This window comes from Streptomyces sp. WZ-12, assembly GCF_028898845.1.
Taxonomy (GTDB): Bacteria; Actinomycetota; Actinomycetes; order Streptomycetales; family Streptomycetaceae; genus Streptomyces.
In genome coordinates this window covers 5,361,009-5,377,512 of the sequence record NZ_CP118574.1, presented here as the reverse complement: position 1 = coordinate 5,377,512, position 16,504 = coordinate 5,361,009, and the positions used below count along the sequence as shown (strand labels likewise).

14 protein-coding genes are annotated in these 16,504 nt (G+C 71.8%); 6 read left to right on the top strand and 8 right to left on the bottom strand.

Going from position 1 to position 16,504, the window contains the following annotated elements; translation table 11 throughout:
• Positions 1-241: 241 nt before the first annotated feature.
• Entirely contained in the window at positions 242-1,066 is an 825-nt protein-coding gene (locus PV796_RS23355; RefSeq protein WP_274915307.1) for a trans-aconitate 2-methyltransferase, read from the bottom strand.
• Positions 1,067-1,261: 195 nt separating this feature from the next.
• Between PV796_RS23355 and PV796_RS23350 the strand changes: the two genes are divergently transcribed.
• From PV796_RS23350 to PV796_RS23335, 4 genes are all read left to right on the top strand, one after another.
• The gene (locus PV796_RS23350; RefSeq protein ID WP_274915306.1) at positions 1,262-1,759 is read left to right on the top strand and encodes a MarR family winged helix-turn-helix transcriptional regulator; all 498 of its coding nucleotides are present in this window, start codon (positions 1,262-1,264) and stop codon (positions 1,757-1,759) included.
• 62 nt (positions 1,760-1,821) lie between these two features.
• Positions 1,822-2,595 (top strand): SDR family NAD(P)-dependent oxidoreductase, encoded by a 774-nt coding sequence (locus PV796_RS23345; protein ID WP_274915305.1) that lies wholly within the window; start codon positions 1,822-1,824, stop codon positions 2,593-2,595.
• A gap of 70 nt (positions 2,596-2,665) precedes the next feature.
• On the top strand, positions 2,666-4,684 hold the full coding sequence (locus tag PV796_RS23340) for a beta-galactosidase (protein WP_274915304.1): 2,019 nt from the start codon (positions 2,666-2,668) through the stop codon (positions 4,682-4,684).
• A gap of 80 nt (positions 4,685-4,764) precedes the next feature.
• Positions 4,765-5,649: an IS982 family transposase gene (locus PV796_RS23335; RefSeq protein ID WP_274910934.1), complete on the top strand. Its 885-nt coding sequence runs from the start codon at positions 4,765-4,767 to the stop codon at positions 5,647-5,649.
• 19 nt (positions 5,650-5,668) lie between these two features.
• Here the strand turns inward: PV796_RS23335 and PV796_RS23330 are convergent, their stop codons facing one another.
• The 4 genes from PV796_RS23330 to galT form a co-directional block, all read right to left on the bottom strand.
• On the bottom strand, positions 5,669-6,451 hold the full coding sequence (locus tag PV796_RS23330) for a response regulator transcription factor (RefSeq protein WP_274915303.1): 783 nt from the start codon (positions 6,449-6,451) through the stop codon (positions 5,669-5,671).
• Between the two features lie 237 nt (positions 6,452-6,688).
• Complete coding sequence (gene galK, locus PV796_RS23325) at positions 6,689-7,861, bottom strand: galactokinase (protein WP_274915302.1); 1,173 nt, start codon at positions 7,859-7,861, stop codon at positions 6,689-6,691.
• A 74-nt stretch (positions 7,862-7,935) separates the two neighbouring features.
• A complete protein-coding gene (gene galE / locus PV796_RS23320; RefSeq protein WP_274915300.1) occupies positions 7,936-8,973 on the bottom strand; it encodes a UDP-glucose 4-epimerase GalE in 1,038 nt (345 codons plus the stop codon).
• Positions 8,970-10,016 (bottom strand): galactose-1-phosphate uridylyltransferase, encoded by a 1,047-nt coding sequence (galT, locus tag PV796_RS23315; RefSeq protein WP_274915299.1) that lies wholly within the window; start codon positions 10,014-10,016, stop codon positions 8,970-8,972. Before galT ends, galE begins: the two co-directional genes overlap by 4 nt.
• Before the next feature lie 294 nt (positions 10,017-10,310).
• Here galT and PV796_RS23310 point away from each other — a divergent pair, with 294 nt between their 5' ends.
• Positions 10,311-11,978, top strand: coding sequence for a sodium:solute symporter family protein (locus tag PV796_RS23310; RefSeq protein WP_274915298.1), 1,668 nt, complete (start codon positions 10,311-10,313; stop codon positions 11,976-11,978).
• Positions 11,979-11,999: 21 nt separating this feature from the next.
• Positions 12,000-12,320 (top strand): hypothetical protein, encoded by a 321-nt coding sequence (locus PV796_RS23305; RefSeq protein ID WP_274915297.1) that lies wholly within the window; start codon positions 12,000-12,002, stop codon positions 12,318-12,320.
• Here PV796_RS23305 and PV796_RS23300 read toward each other — a convergent pair.
• The 3 genes from PV796_RS23300 to PV796_RS23290 all read right to left on the bottom strand — a co-directional run bounded on the left by PV796_RS23300 (position 12,290) and on the right by PV796_RS23290 (position 16,504).
• Positions 12,290-12,985 (bottom strand): response regulator transcription factor, encoded by a 696-nt coding sequence (locus PV796_RS23300; protein WP_274915296.1) that lies wholly within the window; start codon positions 12,983-12,985, stop codon positions 12,290-12,292. The two genes, PV796_RS23305 and PV796_RS23300, sit on opposite strands and share 31 nt — an antisense overlap.
• Positions 12,986-13,168: 183 nt before the next feature.
• A complete protein-coding gene (locus PV796_RS23295) occupies positions 13,169-14,971 on the bottom strand; it encodes an ABC-F family ATP-binding cassette domain-containing protein (RefSeq protein WP_274915294.1) in 1,803 nt (600 codons plus the stop codon).
• A 159-nt stretch (positions 14,972-15,130) separates the two neighbouring features.
• Positions 15,131-16,504: a hypothetical protein gene (locus PV796_RS23290; RefSeq protein ID WP_274915292.1), complete on the bottom strand. Its 1,374-nt coding sequence runs from the start codon at positions 16,502-16,504 to the stop codon at positions 15,131-15,133.

The following is a 16,504-nucleotide window of genomic DNA, read 5'->3' as shown; positions in this document are numbered from 1 at the left end:
GTGATCTCGGCGGCTACGCGGGCGCGTTGCCGGGTGCGGGTGGTCGGTGGTTCTCTCCGCCGCTACGGCGAGCAGCCCTCGTCGTCGGGTTCGGCGGAACGGGGACGTCGCCGCGCCGCGACGTCGGACGTGCTCCGCGCGGATCGGCGCGAATCCGCGCCGGCCTCGAACCAGCAGCCTTCTCCTGCCTCCCCAGGCCGGCGGCGAGCTGGATGTGGTCGAGGCCGGTGCTCATGCGGAGCTATCGGCCGGCGGGCTTCCGGGCCACCGCGAAGATGCGGCGGAACGGGAAGACCGTGCCGTGCGGGCCGGTGGGGTAGGCGCGGCGGAGTGCGTCGCGGTATTGGGTGAGGAAGACCTCGCGGGCCTCCGGGTCGTTCTCCAGGGCGGTGAGGACGGGGCGGAGGGCCGTGCCCTTGACCCAGTCGAGGACCGGGTCGTCGCCCTGGAGGAGTTGGACGTAGGTGGTCTCCCAGGCGTCGACGGTGCAGCCCAGGTCGGTGAGGCGGGTGAGGTAGTCGGCGGGGTCGAGGATGTGGACGAAGCGGCGGCCGTGACTGGTGAGGCGGTCGCGCCACTGGGGGGAGTCACACAGTTCGCCGAGGAGGGCGTGACTGGGCGAGGTGAAGTTGCCGGGGACTTGGAAGGCGAAGGTGCCGCCGGGGGTGAGCGCGTCGATCCAACGGGCGAAGGATTCGGGGTGGTTGGGGACCCATTGCAGGGCCGCGTTGGAGACGATCAGGTCGTAGGGCTCTTCGGGGATCCAGTCGGTGGCGTCGGCGGTGGCGAAGTCGAGGTGGCCGCCGCCGGGGGTCGGGCCCGCGTAGGTCTCGGCCTCCTTGAGCATGTCCGGGGAGTTGTCGAAGCCGGTGATGTGGGCGTCGGGCCAGCGGTCGGCGAGTTGGACGGTGACGTTGCCGGGGCCGCAGCCGAGGTCGGCGATGCGGGCGGGGCGGTCGGGGCGCGGGAGTTGTGGTATCCGGGCGATCAGGTCGTGGAAGGGGCGGGTGCGATGTCCGGAGTGGTGGAGGTACTGCTGTGGGTCCCACGTTGGTGCGTCGTGCATGTTCGATAACCCCTTTGCTGGTGCAGGGCCGGGCACGGTTTTAGTTGTGGAGCGTTCCTATCGGTGGGCGGTCGAGTTCTGGCCATCTCTGGCACTCGGGCCCACGATGCCCAATCGTCCACGGAAATATATCTTCACATCGAGATGCTTGATGTCAAGAGACTTAACATCGACAGACCCTTTACACTGATCGCCATGGAGGACGAGGTCGATCGACTGGTCGCAGCATGGCGCCGCGAGCGCCCGGACCTCGACGTGGAGCCGCTTGAGGTGCTCAGCCGCGTCTCCAGGCTGGCCAGACACCTCGACCGGGCCCGCCGTCTCGCGTTCGCCGAGGTCGGGTTGGAGCCCTGGGAATTCGATGTGCTCACCGCGCTGCGACGCGCCGGCGCCCCGTACCAACTCTCCCCCGGCGCCCTCTTGACCCAGACACTGGTCACCTCCGGCACGATGACCAACCGCATCGACCGGCTCGCCAAGAAGGAACTGGTCGAGCGGCTGCCGGACCCCAGCGACCGGCGAGGAGTGCTGGTCAGGCTCACGGCCAAGGGTCGAGACAAGGCCGATGAGTCGCTGGCCGGGCTGCTCACACAGGAGCGCGCAATCTTGGCCGAACTGTCACGACAGCAACGTCAGGAATTGGCCGGTCTTCTGCGTCGGTTGACCGGACCGTTTGACAACGTGCCGGTTTAGGACCGGGGTCGACCCCCAGGGTCCTCTTGCCTGGTAGCCGTGGGGTGGGCTTGGATCGCGGGATGAGCCACCAGGAGACCGTGGGGCGACGGTTCGTTCGGCGGACGGTGCTGGTCACCGGCGCCGCCGGCGGCATCGGAGCGGCGACCGCGCACCGGCTGGCGGTCGAGGGCGCCGCGGTGCTGCTGCTGGACATCGACGACGCCCGCGGGGAGCGCACCGCGAGACGGATCCGGGCGGCCGGCGGCCGGGCCTCGTACGCGCACTGCGACGTGGCCGTCGAGGACGACTGGCGGCGCGCGGTCGAGGCGGCGCGCACCCGGTACGGGCCGGTGGACGGGCTGGTCTCCAACGCGTATCTGCCGCATGTGGCGCCGGCCGACCGGACCTCGCCGGCGGAGTGGGACCGGCAGTTGGCGGTGAACCTGACCGGGGCGTTTCTGGGCGTGCGGGCCGCATTGGAGGATCTGCGGGCGCGCGGGGGCGCGGTGGTGCTCACGTCGTCGGTGCACGCGCTGGTGGGGCTGCCGGGCCGGCCGGCCTACGCGGCGTCGAAGGCCGGACTGACCGGGCTCGGGCGGCAGTTGGCGGTGGAGTACGGGCCGGCGGTGCGGGTCAACTGCGTGCTGCCGGGGCCGGTGGAGACCGCCGCGTGGGACGGCATCGACGAGGAGCGGCGGCGGGCCAGCGCGGCACAGACGGCGGCCGGGCGGCTGGGGCGGCCCGAGGAGGTCGCGGCGGCCATCGCGTTCCTGCTGTCCGGTGAGGCGTCGTTCGTCACCGGGGCGAGTCTGGTGGTCGACGGCGGGTGGAGCGTGTACAAGGACTCCTCGTGAGGCAGACCCTTGGGAGCGGCGCCCGTGGCGGTGCGCGGCGCCGGAATCCCACAGGCGACCAGGGGGTCCGATGGGCATCCGATTCGGCGGCGACTACAACCCCGAGCAGTGGCCCGAGGAGGTGTGGGCCGAGGACCTGGCGCTGATGAAGGCGGCCGGCGTCACCATGGTCACGGTCGGCATCTTCTCCTGGGCCAGGGTCGAACCGCGGCCGGGGGCATGGGACTTCGCGTGGTTCGACCGGGTGCTGGACGGGCTGGCCGGCGCCGGGATCGGGGTGTGCCTGGCGACCATGACCGCGTCGCCGCCGCCGTGGCTGAGCCACGCGCACCCGGAGGTCCTGCCGCAGGACGCACAGGGGCGGCGGCGCTGGCCGGGCGCGCGGCAGCACTACTGCCCCTCCAGCCCCGTCTACCGGGCGTACGCGGTGCGGCTGGTGGAGGAGTTGGCGGCCCGGTACGCGGGCCATCCGGCGCTGGCGATGTGGCACGTGGGCAACGAGTACGGGTGCCACACCCGGCAGTGCTACTGCGACGTGTCCGCGGAGGACTTCCGGCGGTGGCTGCGGGAGCGCTACGGGAGCGTGGCGGCGCTCAACGACGCCTGGTCGACGGCGTTCTGGTCGCAGGGCTACGGGGACTTCGCTGAGGTGCTGCCGCCGCGGGCCGCGCCGACCTTCCCCAACCCGGCGCAGCAACTGGACTACCTGCGGTTCAGCGATCAGGCGCTGCGGGAGTGCTACCTGACCGAGCGGGAGGTGCTCACCCGGGTGACGCCGGGGGTGCCGGTGACGACGAACCTGATGCCGCAGCACAAGCCGGTGGACGCGTTCGGCTGGGCGCCGTCGATGGACGTGATGGCGCTGGACTTCTACCAGGACCCGCACGCGGCGGACGACCACGTCCGCGCGGCCTATGTCTTCGACCTGATGCGCTCGGCGCGGGGCGGGCAGCCGTGGCTGCTGTTGGAGCAGGCGCCGGGGGCGGTCAACTGGCGGCCGCGGAACGGGCCGAAGCCGCCCGGGGCGATGCGGCTGTGGAGCTGGCAGGCGGTGGCGCAGGGCGCGGACGCGGTGCTGTTCTTCCAGTGGCGGCAGTCGCGCGGCGGGGCGGAGAAGTTCCACTCGGCGATGGTGCCGCACGGCGGCCCCCAGACCCGGATCTTCCGGGAAGTGTGCGAGCTGGGCCGGGAGTTGGCGGCGGTGCCGGGGATCGAGGGGACCAGGTCGCGGGCGTCGGTGGCGCTGCTGGCGGACTGGCAGAGCTGGTGGGCGCTGGAGCTGGACTCCCGGCCGTCCACCGCGCTGGACCACGCGCGGATCGCGCTGGACCACTACCGGCCGCTCTTCGAGGCGGGGGTGGCGTGCGACGTGGTGCCGCCGCAGGCGGAGCTCGCCGACTACCCGATGGTGGTGGTGCCGAACCTCTACCTGCTGACCGCCCGGGACGCGGCGCGGCTGACGGCGTACGTGCGGGACGGCGGGCGGCTGGTGGTGTCGTTCTTCTCGGGCATCGTCGACGCCTGCGACCGGGTGCACCCGGGGGCCTATCCGGCGGTGCTGCGCGAGGTGTTGGGGCTGCGGGTGGCGGAGTTCTGGCCGCTGGCCGAGGGGCGGTCGGTGGCGGTCGGCGACGGGGCGCTGGCCGGGCGGGCGGACCTGTGGTCCGAGGAGATCGTGCTGGAGGGGGCGACGGCGGTGGCACGTTTCGTCGACGGCGAGCTGGCCGGCGGGCCGGCGGTGACCCGGCACGCGTACGGCCGGGGCGAGGCGTGGTACGTGGGCACCCGGCTGGAACCGGCGCTGCTGCGGGCCCTGTTGGACGGGGTGCGGGCGGCCGCCGGGGTGGTGCCGGTGCTGCCCGGGCTGCCGGCGGGGGTGCAGGCGGCGGTGCGGGAGGGCGCCGGCGGCCGGTACCTGTTCCTGCTCAACCACGGGAGCCGGGCGGTTCACGTGGCGCTGCCGGAGCCGCTGGTGGACGCGCGGGAGCCCCGGGCGGCGGCGGTGACGCGGGTGGCGCTGGCCGCCCGGGGGGTGGCGGTGCTGACCGGGCCGGGACGGGACGGCGACGGGGACGACGCGGTGGCGTGACCCGCCCGGGGCCCCTAGATGAATGAGTCCGATGTTTGTGCTGGCCGCGACCATGGCGAAGGGCGCCCGTTGGCTCGTGTGTGACGACAAACCTGGACGCCCTTCTGGCTGCACTGTACGTGTTCATCGATGACCATGTGGCCCCTCGTCGCCGGATCGGGCGACCCCCGAAACTGACAGACGCCGAACTGCTGTGCCTGGCCGTCGCCCAGGTCCTACTGGGCTTTCCCTCGGCCCGGCAATGGATCCGCTTCGTACACGCCCGACTGGGACACCTCTTTCGCTACCTGCCCCAGCAATCCGCCTACAACAAGCGCCTGAACGCCGCCGGCCCACTGATCTCGGCCGTGATCCAGGCACTGGCCAGGCAGGTGCCCACCTGGCACGACAACCTGCGGCTGATCGACTCCACACCACTGCCGTGCGCCGCCTCCCGCGAGACAGTCAAACGCTCCGACCTGGCAGGGCACGCCGGATACGGCTACTGCGCGAGCCATTCTCGCTTCTTCTGGGGATTGCGGCTCTACCTGCTGACCACAGCCGAGGGCATGCCGGTGTCCTGGTGCCTGGCCAACCCCAAACTCGGCGAACGCCAGGTGATGACCGCGCTGCTGGAACGCGACCACCACCTCATGCGCTCCGGTCAAGTGATTCTTGCGGACAAGGGCTTCGCCGGGCGGGAGTTCGAGGCGTTCCTCGAAGAGCGCCTGGGCGTCCATCTGGTGCGGCCGGACCTGAAGAACGAGCCTGTCCGGCATGGACGCCTGGCCCACGTCCGCCAGTGGATCGAGGCGGTATTCGACACCCTCAAAGGCCAGCTCAGCCTCGAACAACACGGAGGCCGGACACCCGCTGGTGTCTTCGCCCGCACCGGCCAACGACTCCTCGCCCTGGCCACGGCGATCTGGCACAACTGGAACACCAACGCCCCAGCCAAGCGATCACTGATCGCCTATGACCACTGAAGACATCGGACTCATTCATCTAGGGCATGGTGAGCGGTCCCGCCGTGGCCGGTTCGAGGTCGGCGGGGCCGACGCCGGCGCGGCGGGCCAGGGCGACCGCGGCGAGGGTGGAGTGCACACCCAGCTTGCCGAGCACGTTCTGCATGTGGGTGCGGACGGTGTGCGGGGAGAGGAAGAGCCGTTCGGCGACGGCCTTGCGCCCCAGGCCCGCGACCATGCAGCGCAGCACCTCGCGTTCGCGCGGGGTCAGCGACTCCACCAACCGCTCGCTCTCGGTGCGGTGTTTGCGGGCCGCGGTCAACTCCCGCAGCACGCCGGTGAGCAGCGCCGGCGGCAGATGCGTCTCATCGCGCAGCACCCCGCGGATGACGGCGAGCAGCCGGGAGAGCGAGGAGTCCTTGGCGACCCACCCGGAGGCGCCGGCCAGCAGGGCCGCGGCGGCCCGGCGCGGGTCGTCCCGGTCGGCGAGGACCACGGTGCGCAGGTACGGATGGCTGTTGCGCAGTCCGGAGACGAGCGCGATGCCGTCGAGCGGGTGGCCGCGGGGCGGGCCCTCGCGGGGCGGGCCGTCGCGGGCCGGGCCCTGGGGCGGCACCGCCATCAGCGGCGCGGCGAGGTCGGCGTCGGCGAGCAGGACGTCGAAGCGTCGGCCGTCGGCGGCGGCCCTTTCGAGTGTGCGGAGCGCCGCCGGGGCACTGCCCGCGGCGGCGACGTCCACATCCACTTCCGCGGCCAGGGCGGCCGCCAGGGATTCGGCGAAGATGCGGTGGTCGTCCACCACCAGGACCCGGATTCGTTGCACGCAAGACCCCCTGTCTCGGTGAACGGACCATAGCGGGCACGGCGCCCGGATTGAAGATCGCCCCCGGCCGTGCGGCCCGGGCCGCCCGCCCCCGGACGCGGTCCCGCGCGGTCCCGCCCCCTGATCCGCGCCGACCCCCCGCCGACGCCTAAGCCAGCGTACGGACGGGGTGCGGGAGCGGAAGGCGATTGACGAAAGTGGCGGGAGCAACGGGGGCGCACGGCCCGGCCGGTGGGGTCAGGGCGTGAGGCGACGGGCGCCGGCGCCGGGGACGGCCGGGAAGATCCGCGGCGGGGTGTGGCCGGCGGTCGCGAACGCGGAGCGCAGCGCCTCGGTGACCGGCTCCGCGGCGGCCTCCTCGACCAGGACCAGCGCGGAGCCGCCGAAGCCGCCGCCGGTCATCCGGGCGCCCAGCGCGCCGGCCGCGTCGGCGACCTCGACGGCGAGATCGAGTTCGGGGCAGGAGACCTTGAAGTCGTCGCGGAGGGAGGTGTGTCCGGCGGTGAGGACGGGGCCGATGGCGCGGGGGCGGCCGGCGTCGAGGTGGGCGACGGCCTGCTCGACGCGGTCGTTCTCGGTGACGACGTGCCGGACCAGGTCCCGCACGACCGGGTCGTCCGCCAGCTTCGCCAGGGCCTCGGGCAGAAGCGCGACGGGGACGTCACGCAGGGCGCGCACTCCGAGCGCCCGCGCGCCCCGTTCGCATCCGGCGCGCCGCTCGGCGTATGCGCCGTCGCCGAGTTGGTGCCGGACGCGGGTGTCGACGACCAGGAGGCGCAGCCCCGCGGCCGCCGAATCGAACGGGACGTGGCGGTGGGTGAGGTCGCGGGTGTCGAGGAAGAGGGCGTGGCCGGCGGTGCAGCAGGCCGCGGCGGTCTGGTCCATGATTCCGCAGGGCACGCCGACGAAGGCGTTCTCCGCGCGCTGGGCCAGCAAGGCCAGTTCGGGGCGGGGCAGGCCCAGGCCGTGGAGGTCGTCCAGGGCCAGGGCGGTGGCGACTTCGAGGGCGGCGGAGGAGGAGAGTCCGGCGCCGAGCGGGACGGTGCTGGTGAAGTACAGGTCCGCGCCGCCGATCCGGTGGCCCGCCTCCCGCAACGCCCAGGCGACGCCGGCGGGGTAGGCGGCCCAGCCGGCGTCCGGGGTGCGGCGCAGGTCGTCCAGGCGCAGCTCGACGGTGCCGCCCAGGGCACCGTCGGAGGTCAGCCGGAGCAGCCCGTCGGTGCGGGGTGCGGCGGCGGCGAGGGTGGTGTGCGGGAGAGCCAGGGGCATCACGAAGCCGGCGTTGTAGTCGGTGTGTTCACCGATGAGGTTGACGCGGCCGGGGGCGGCCCATACCCCGGCGGGGGCCGCCCCGTATTCCTGGCGGAAGACCGCCGCGGTGTGGGCTGCGCTGTGCGCCGTGTCTGTCACGCGGGGTCCTTTGTGCGGGTGTGTGGGGGCGGGGCGTTGGGGTGCTGCCGGGTACCGCCCTGGCGGGCTCGTCCTCAAACGCCGGACGGGCTGGGGGTGCCGTACGGGCTGTGTGCGTTGGCGAACTCCCAGGCATCCGCCACGATGTGGGCGAGGTCGGGGCGGGTGGGGTGCCAGCCGAGGCGAGTGGTGGCGGTGTGGGCGGAGGCGACCAGGACGGCGGGGTCACCGGGGCGGCGGGGGGCGGTGACCTCGGGGATCGGGTGGCCGGTGACCTTGCGGGCGGTCTCGATGACCTCGCGGACGGAGAAGCCGTTGCCGTTGCCGAGGTTGCAGATCAGGTGTTCGCCGGGTTCGATGCTGCGGCGCGAAGCGCCTCCTGCCGGGGTGGTGGTGGGAGACGGGAGGGCCGCTCCGAGGGCGAGGAGGTGGGCCTCGGCGAGGTCGGCGACGTGGAGGTAGTCGCGGACGCAGGTGCCGTCGGGGGTGGGGTAGTCCGCGCCGTAGACGGAGATCGCCTCGCGGCGGCCCTGGGCGACCTGGAGGACGAGCGGGATGAGGTGCGACTCCGGGTCGTGGCGCTCGCCGCAACTGCCGTACGCGCCGGCGACGTTGAAGTAGCGCAGCGAGACGGCGGCCAGGCCGTGGGCGGCGGCCTCGCCGCTGATCATGTGGTCGACGGCCAGCTTGCTGGCGCCGTAGGGGGAGGTGGGGGCGGTGGGGGCGGTCTCGGTGATCGGGGTGCCGACCGGTTCGCCGTAGGTGGCGGCGGTGGAGGAGAAGACGAGGGTGCGCACGCCGGCGTCGCGCATCGCGGCCAGCAGGGCCATGCTGCCGCCGACGTTGTTCCGCCAGTACTTCTCGGGCTTGGCGACGGACTCGCCGACCTGGGAGAACGCGGCGAAGTGCAGGACGGCGCGGTAGGAGTCGTCCACGTAGCGGGCGGCGTCGTGGAGGTCGCCCTCGATGAACGCGGCGCCGTCGGGGACGGCGGCGCGGAAGCCGGTGGAGAGGTTGTCGAGGACCGTGACCTCGTGGCCGGCCTCCAGCAGGTGCTGGGTCACCACGCTTCCCACATAGCCCGCCCCGCCGGTCACCAGGTACTTGCTCATGGCGTGGTCGCCACCTCTCGCAGTCGGTCGGCCGCGGCTTCCGGCGGCACGTCGTTGATGAACACGTTCATGCCGGACTCGGAACCCGCGAGGAACTTCAGCTTGCCGGGAGTCCTGCGGATGGTGAAAAGCTCTAGGTGGAGGGCGAATTGATCGCGGTCCGCGGCGTGCACGGGCGCCTGGTGCCAGGCGGAGATGTACGGCGTCGGGTCCGCTTGCGGGCCGAAGATCCGGTCGAACCGGCGCAAGACTTCCAGGTAGATCTGTGGGAATTCTGTGCGGGCCGCCCCGTCGAGGGCGAGCAGGTCGGGGACCCGGCGCTTGGGATAGAGGTGCACCTCATAGGGCCAGTGGGCGGCGTAGGGGACGAAGGCCACCCAGTGTTCGCCGTCGAGGACGAGGCGGCGGCCGTCGGCGCGTTCGCGGGCGAGGACGTCGTCGAAGAGGTTGCGGCCGGTGGCCGCGCGGTGGGCGGCGAGGGAGTCGAGCATCCGGGCGGTGCGGGGGGTGGTGAAGGGGTAGGCGTAGATCTGACCGTGCGGGTGGCCGAGGGTGACGCCGATCTCGGCGCCGCGGTTCTCGAAGCAGAAGACCTGCGCCACGCCGGGGAGTTGGGACAGGGCGGCGGTGCGGTCGGTCCAGGCGTCCAGGACCAGGGCGGCCTGTTCCTCGGTGAGGTCGGCGAACGAGGCGTCGTGGTCGGGGGTGAAGCAGACCACCTCGCAGCGGCCGTGGTCGCCCGCCAGGGAGGGGAAGCGGTTCTCGAAGACGACGACGTCGTAGGAGTCGGCGGGGATCTCGGTGTGCCGGCCGGCGCGGGAGGGGCACAGCGGGCAGGCGTCGGCCGGGGGGTGGTAGGTGCGGCCCTGGCGGTGCGAGGCGATGGCGACGGCGTCGCCGAGGAGCGGGTCCGCGCGGATCTCGGAGGCGGTGGCGACCGGGTCGAGCGGGCGGGGGTCGACGGCGGAGCGGTCGGTGGCGTCAAAAGCGTCGTAGTAGATCAGCTCCCGACCGTCCGCGAGCCGGGTCGTCGTCTTCTTCACCGGGAGCTCCTCATCATGGCGGCCACACCACCCAAACAGAAACAAACACAATGAAGCACAACCCAACAGCACCGTCAACGCGGGACCGCGGGCACCTTCTCGGACAGACAGAACGGCCTTAACCGGCAAATCGCCGCAGAATCAACACTGTTCAGCCATGATCCAACAACTGAATCAAACAAAACTATTCAGTTTTCGGTCGCCTGTGCGTACGTTCTTGTGCGTTCGCCTCGCGCGCACCCCCGCACACAACGCCGCGCTCCCGAAAAGGCTGTACTCCCGAGAAGAGGGCCCATGATCACTCTGGCCGAAGGGCTACGCCTCCCGACCAACGGGCTCGACTACACGATCCTGGCCATCTACTTCGTCGTCGTCCTCGGCATCGGGTTCGCGGCCCGGCGCAGCGTGAAGACGAGCCTGGACTTCTTCCTCTCCGGACGGTCGCTGCCCGCCTGGGTCACCGGCCTCGCCTTCGTCGCCGCCAACCTCGGCGCCACCGAGATCCTCGGGATGGCGGCGACCGGCGCCCAGTACGGCGTCGCGGTCGTCCACTGGTACTGGATCGGCGCCATCCCGGCCATGGTCTTCCTGGGCCTGGTCATGATGCCCTTCTACTACCGCTCCAAGGTCCGCTCGGTACCGGAGTTCCTGCTCCAGCGCTTCGACAGGTCCGCGCACCTGCTGAGCTCGGTCCTCTTCGCCTTCGCCGCCGTGCTGATCGCGGGCGTCAACCTCTACGCGCTGTCGATCGTCGTCGAGGCGCTGCTCGGCTGGCCGCAGTGGGTCGCCATCGTCGTCGCCGGGCTCTTCGTCCTCGCCTACATCACCATCGGCGGGCTCTCCTCGGCGATCTACAACGAGGTCCTCCAGTTCTTCGTGATCCTCGCCGCGCTCATCCCGCTGGCCGTCCTCGGCCTCAAGCGGGTCGGCGGCTGGGGCGGCCTGACCCACTCGCTCACCGCCTCGCACGGCCACAACTTCCTGACGGCCTGGGGCGGTACGGGCATCGGCCAGGCCAACCCGCTGGGCGCCAACTGGCTGACCATCGTCCTCGGCCTCGGCTTCGTGCTCTCCTTCGGCTACTGGACGACCAACTTCGCCGAGGTGCAGCGCGCGCTGTCCGCCAAGAACCTCTCCGCGGCCCGACGCACCCCGCTCATCGCCGCGTTCCCGAAGATGTTCATCGTCTTCCTGGTGATGATCCCGGGCCTGGTCGCCGCCGTCCTCGTGCCGAAGATCGGCGCCCCGGGCGGCCTGCAGTACAACGACGCGATCCCCTACCTGATGCAGGAGTTGCTGCCCAACGGCGTGCTGGGCATCGCCGTCACCGGCCTGCTGGCCGCCTTCATGGCCGGCATGGCCGCCAACGTCTCGTCCTTCAACACCGTCTTCACCTACGACATCTGGGCCAAGTACGTGAAGCGGGACCGGCCCGACGGCTACTACCTGCGCTTCGGCCGGCTGATCACCGCGATCGGCGTGCTGGCCTCGATCGGCACCGCGTTCATCGCCTCGTCGTTCTCCAACATCATGGGGTACCTCCAGACCCTGTTCTCCTTCTTCAACGTGCCGATGTTCGTGGTCTTCATCATCGGGATGTTCTGGAAGCGGGCGTCGATGAAGTCCGGCGTCTGGGGCCTGCTCGCCGGCACCACCGCCGCGATGGTCAACTACTTCTGGATCTACAAGCAGGGCATCATCGCCATCCCCACCGACCAGGGCGCCAACTTCGTCTCCGCGATCGTCGGCTTCGTCGCCGGCGCGGTGGTGATGGTCGCCGTCACGCTCTTCACCGAGCCCAAGCCGGCGGCCGAACTGGCCGGGCTGGTCTGGGGAACGACCGCACCGGGCCTGGAAGAGCCGCCCGCCGAGGGCGACGACGCCTGGTACCGCAAGCCCGCGCTGCTCGGCTGGGGCGCCGTCGCCCTCGCCGCGCTGTGCTACCTGCCCTACTCGCTCTGACCGACGCCCCGGAGACCCGCCATGTCTGAACTACAGCACGAAGTGAGCGAGTTGGAGCGCAGGTCGGCCACCGCCGCCCGGCTCTTCGACGTCCGGCGCATCATCGGCGGCCTGTTCGTCGTCTACGGCGTGCTGGTCACCGTCGCCGGGCTCACCGCCTCCGACGCGGACCTGAAGAAGGCCCAGGGCATCAACGTCAACCTCTGGACGGGCCTGGGCATGTTCGTGCTCGGGGCGGCCTTCCTGGTGTGGCTGCGGCTGCGGCCCATCGCCCCGCCGGCCGCGGCGGACGACACGGCCCCGGAGGATGCTCAGGAGGCCGGGCGCGACACGGCCGGCTGAACCCGCTGGACCCGCTCCAACAGGCCGGTGCGGGCGGCCAGCGCGGCCGCCTCCAACCGGGAGCCGACCTCCAACTTCATCAGCACCCGCTGCACATGGGTGCGGGCGGTGCTCGGCGCGATGTCCATGCCCGCCGCGATCACCCGGGTGTCCTCGCCCTCGGCGACCCGGATCAGCACCTCCACCTCGCGCGGGGTCAGCAGCGACAGCAGCCGCGCCCCCTCGTCGTCCGGCTGTGCGACGGGGTGCAGCAGCTCCTCGAACGCCTGCTGGAGCAGTTGCGGGGCGACCGCCGCCTCGCCCGCCCGGGCCTTGATCATGGCCCGCTCGACGCCCTCGATGCGCTCGTCGTTACGGACGTAGCCGGAGGCACCGGCGGCGAAGGCGGCGGCGATCCCGCGCGGACTGGGCACCGGGCCGAGCACCACCACCGCGATTTGCGGCCGCTCCTTCTTGATCCGGACGACCGGCTCGAACGCGCCCGGCTCGGCGGGCCCGGCGGTACCCAGCAGGCAGACCTCCGGCGCCCGGCTCACCACCAGCTCCGCGGCCCCGGCGCTGGGCGCGGCGGCCGCCAGGACGCGGTGCCCGCGCAGCTTCAGGGCCGAGGCGAGCGCCTCGGCGAGCAGGCGGTGATCGTCGACCACCATGAGCCGCACGCCCATCGAACCAGCCCCCTCCGCGTCGCTGCCCGGCTGTGTGTTCCCGGGAAGCTACACGCTCGGCTGCCGATCCGCTCCCCCTAGGCCGGAGAAGACCACCGGAACGCGGGAATCCACGCCATTCGGGGCCGATTGCCGCCCCCGCGCACGAGCCGCGCGCGGGGCGACGCGGGCGTCCGGCAGGGGCTACGCGTCCTCCGCCAGCTCCAGCCAGCGCAGCTCCAACTCCTCGCGCTGGCCGCCCAGTTCACGCAACTGGGCATCGAGCCCGGCGATCTTCTCGAAGTCGGTGGCGTGCTCGGCCATCTGCGCGTGCAGCGCCGTCTCCTTCTCCCCGATCTTGTCCAGTTGTCGCTCGATCCGCTGGAGCTCCTTCTGCGCCGCGCGATTGACCGCGGCCGGCTTCTTCGGCGCCGCGACGGCCGGCTGCGCGGGGGCCGGCGCCGCCGCCTCGATCACCTTCTGCCGGCGCTCCAGGTACTCGTCCAGGCCGCGCGGCAGCATCCGCAGCGCCGCGTCGCCCAGCAGCGCGAACACCCGGTCCGTCGTCCGCTCCACGAAGTACCGGTCGTGGCTGATGACGATCATCGACCCCGGCCACCCGTCGAGCAGGTCCTCCAACTGCGTCAGCGTCTCGATGTCGAGGTCGTTGGTCGGCTCGTCCAGGAACAGGACGTTCGGCTCGTCCATCAGCAGCCGCAGGATCTGCAACCGCCGCCGCTCACCGCCGGAGAGGTCCCCCACCGGCGTCCACTGCTTCTCCTTCGTGAACCCGAACTTCTCGCAGAGCTGACCGGCCGTCATCTCCCGGCCCTTGCCGAGGTCCACCCGGTCCCGGATCTGCTGGACGGCCTCCAGCACCCGCAGCGCCGGATTGAGCTCCGCGACCTCCTGCGAGAGGTAGGCCAGCTTCACGGTCTTGCCGACCACGACCTTGCCGGCCGCCGGCTGCTGCTCGCCGCCACTACGGGCGGCCGCCTCCAACGTCCGCAGCAGCGAGGTCTTCCCCGCGCCGTTGACGCCCACCAGACCGATCCGGTCCCCCGGCCCCAACTGCCACGTCAGGTGCTTCAGCAGCACCTTCGGCCCGGCCTGGACGGTCACACCCGCCAACTCGAAGACCGTCTTGCCGAGCCGGGTGGTGGCGAACTTCATCAGCTCGCTGCTGTCCCGCGGCGGCGGCACGTCCGCGATCAGCTCGTTGGCCGCCTCGATCCGGAACCGCGGCTTGCTGGTCCGCGCCGGCGCACCGCGCCGCAGCCACGCCAGCTCCTTGCGCATCAGGTTCTGCCGCTTGGCCTCCTCGGAGGCGGCGATCCGCTCCCGCTCGGCCCGCGCGAAGACGTAGTCGGAGTAGCCGCCCTCGTACTCGTGGACGGCGCCGCGCTGCACGTCCCACATCCGCGTCGCCACCTGGTCCAGGAACCACCGGTCGTGGGTGACGACCACCAGCGCGGACCGCCGGCCGGCCAGGTGCCGCGCGAGCCACGAGATCCCTTCCACGTCAAGGTGGTTGGTCGGCTCGTCCAACACGATCAGGTCCTGCTCGGCGATCAGCAGCTTGGCCAGCGCGATCCGCCGCCGCTCGCCACCGGACAGCGGCCCGATGACGGTGTCCAGCCCCTGCGTGAACCCCGGCAGGTGCAGATCCCCGAAGAGCCCGGTCAGCACGTCCCGGATCTTGGCGTTGCCGGCCCACTCGTGATCGGCGAGATCCCCGATCACCTCGTGCCGGATGGTCGCGGCCGGGTCGAGCGAATCGTGCTGGGTCAGCACGCCCAGCCGCAGGTCACCGGCGTGCGTGACGCGGCCGACGTCGGCGGACTCCAGCTTGGCGAGGATCCGGATCAGCGTGGTCTTGCCGTCGCCGTTACGACCCACGACGCCGATCCGGTCGCCCTCGTTGACGCCGAGGGAGACACCGTCGAGCAGCGCACGCGTCCCGTACACCTTGTCGACGGCTTCCAGATTGACGAGGTTGGCGGCCATCTCACTCCTGATCTGTGCGTCCCCTTTAGCGGGGCTCGGTCGGCCTCCAAGGGTAGTCGGCGCGGGGCGGGTGCCTCGGGGGAGGAGGGCGGGCCCCCACGGGGCCGCGGCGGGTCGGTCACCCTTGGTGATGACGCGCGCCGCTGCGGCCGCCCCGCGTCAGTCCAGGTACTCCATCGTGATCGGCGCGCTGTTGTTCGTCAGGTCCGGGTCCTGGCGCCCCGGGTCGGGCTTCACGGTGATCGTGCCGCGCGCGCCGTCGACCCGCTCGTCGATGCGGAACCGCAGCGTCGGCTCGGTGGTCAGGGGGCCGGGGCAGATCACCTTCCGGTTCTTCCGGTCGAGGTAGGAGCAGTAGAGGTCTTCGCTCACGTCCCCCTCATGGCTCCCCTCCACGCTGACGCCCTCCGGCAGGGTCAGCACCGTGTCGCCCTCGTAGTAGCCGTCCACGCCCATCAGGTCGATCGAGGTCTTCTTGCCCACCTTGCCCTTGAGGGTGAAGCCGTTGACCTGCGCGTCGTGGGTCCGGGTGGTGTGGAAGCCCAGGTAGCCGGTGGCCCGCTCGGCGCTGTACCCGCTGAAGTCGCCGCCGTCGACGGGGCGGAGCCCGAGCGGCGCGCCGGTTCCCCGCGGGGCGGAGTCGGGCAGCAGCGCGGTGGCCGGGGTGTCGTGGGCCCGGTAGACGGTGTAGGAGAGCATGCCCTGTCGGCCGGTGTCGTCGATCACCGCCGTGAGCGGCGCGGCGGTCTCGTACGCCGCCCCGGCCGGCAGCGGCCCGGAGAACCTGCAGACCGCCTTGGTCGGCGAAGCGGCCTTGTCGTAACGGCAGTTGCGGTACCGCTTGGGCAGCGTCGCCTGCCCGTTCACGTCCACCACGACGTTGAGGTCGTCGTCGAGGGCGAGTTGTCCGGCATTGCCGAAGGCCGGCCGCAGCTGAAGCTCGGAGCCGGGCTTCAGCTCGGTCCGGTCCTCTCCCATGGGAACGGTCAAGCTCGGTGCGCCGTGGACCAGTTGTGTGGTGTGGTGGATGGTGGGGGCGTTGGTGCTGGTCACGGTGATGTTGAGGGGCTCGGCCGCGCCCTTCGCCGCACTCGCTCGCGCCGTCATCTTGAAGAGCACGAGGCTCCGGTGGTCGCCGGTTTCGATGTTCTTCGGAGTGCAGGTGACGAGGTGACCGGAGGCTTTGCACCCGTGCTCCGGACTCATGGTGTGGTACGTCGCCGTCTTCACGGCCGACAGGTCGACGGTCACCCTGATGTTCTCGGCGCTCAGCGGGCTCCTGCCCGGGGAAGCCCGGCTCGCCCCCAGGTCGATGGCGAACAGCTCGTCCTGGGGGCCGCGTTCGGTGCGTTCCGCTTCGGAGTGCCACCGGAGGTACTGCGTGTGGAGCGTGTCCCCGAACGACAGCTCCGCCCTCGGGGAGGGCTGCTCCGCGCCGCACGACGTCACCGCCCCGCCGACCACGACCACCAGGGCTGCCGCCCCGGCCGTGGTCACACGTCGCCGCCGGGTGCCCGCTCGTGAATCCGTCAT

Bases quoted from the DNA above. Each gene is read 5' to 3' on its own strand.
- PV796_RS23340 (WP_274915304.1), top strand. From the start codon at position 2,666: ATGGGCATCCGATTCGGCGGCGACTACAACCCCGAGCAGTGGCCCGAG.
- PV796_RS23290 (WP_274915292.1), bottom strand. From the start codon at position 16,504: ATGACGGATTCACGAGCGGGCACCCGGCGGCGACGTGTGACCACGGCC.
- galE (WP_274915300.1), bottom strand. From the start codon at position 8,973: ATGAGCAAGTACCTGGTGACCGGCGGGGCGGGCTATGTGGGAAGCGTG.
- PV796_RS23305 (WP_274915297.1), top strand. From the start codon at position 12,000: ATGTCTGAACTACAGCACGAAGTGAGCGAGTTGGAGCGCAGGTCGGCC.
- PV796_RS23295 (WP_274915294.1), bottom strand. From the start codon at position 14,971: ATGGCCGCCAACCTCGTCAATCTGGAAGCCGTCGACAAGGTGTACGGG.
- PV796_RS23300 (WP_274915296.1), bottom strand. From the start codon at position 12,985: ATGGGCGTGCGGCTCATGGTGGTCGACGATCACCGCCTGCTCGCCGAG.
- PV796_RS23350 (WP_274915306.1), top strand. From the start codon at position 1,262: ATGGAGGACGAGGTCGATCGACTGGTCGCAGCATGGCGCCGCGAGCGC.
- PV796_RS23310 (WP_274915298.1), top strand. From the start codon at position 10,311: ATGATCACTCTGGCCGAAGGGCTACGCCTCCCGACCAACGGGCTCGAC.
- PV796_RS23345 (WP_274915305.1), top strand. From the start codon at position 1,822: ATGAGCCACCAGGAGACCGTGGGGCGACGGTTCGTTCGGCGGACGGTG.
- PV796_RS23355 (WP_274915307.1), bottom strand. From the start codon at position 1,066: ATGCACGACGCACCAACGTGGGACCCACAGCAGTACCTCCACCACTCC.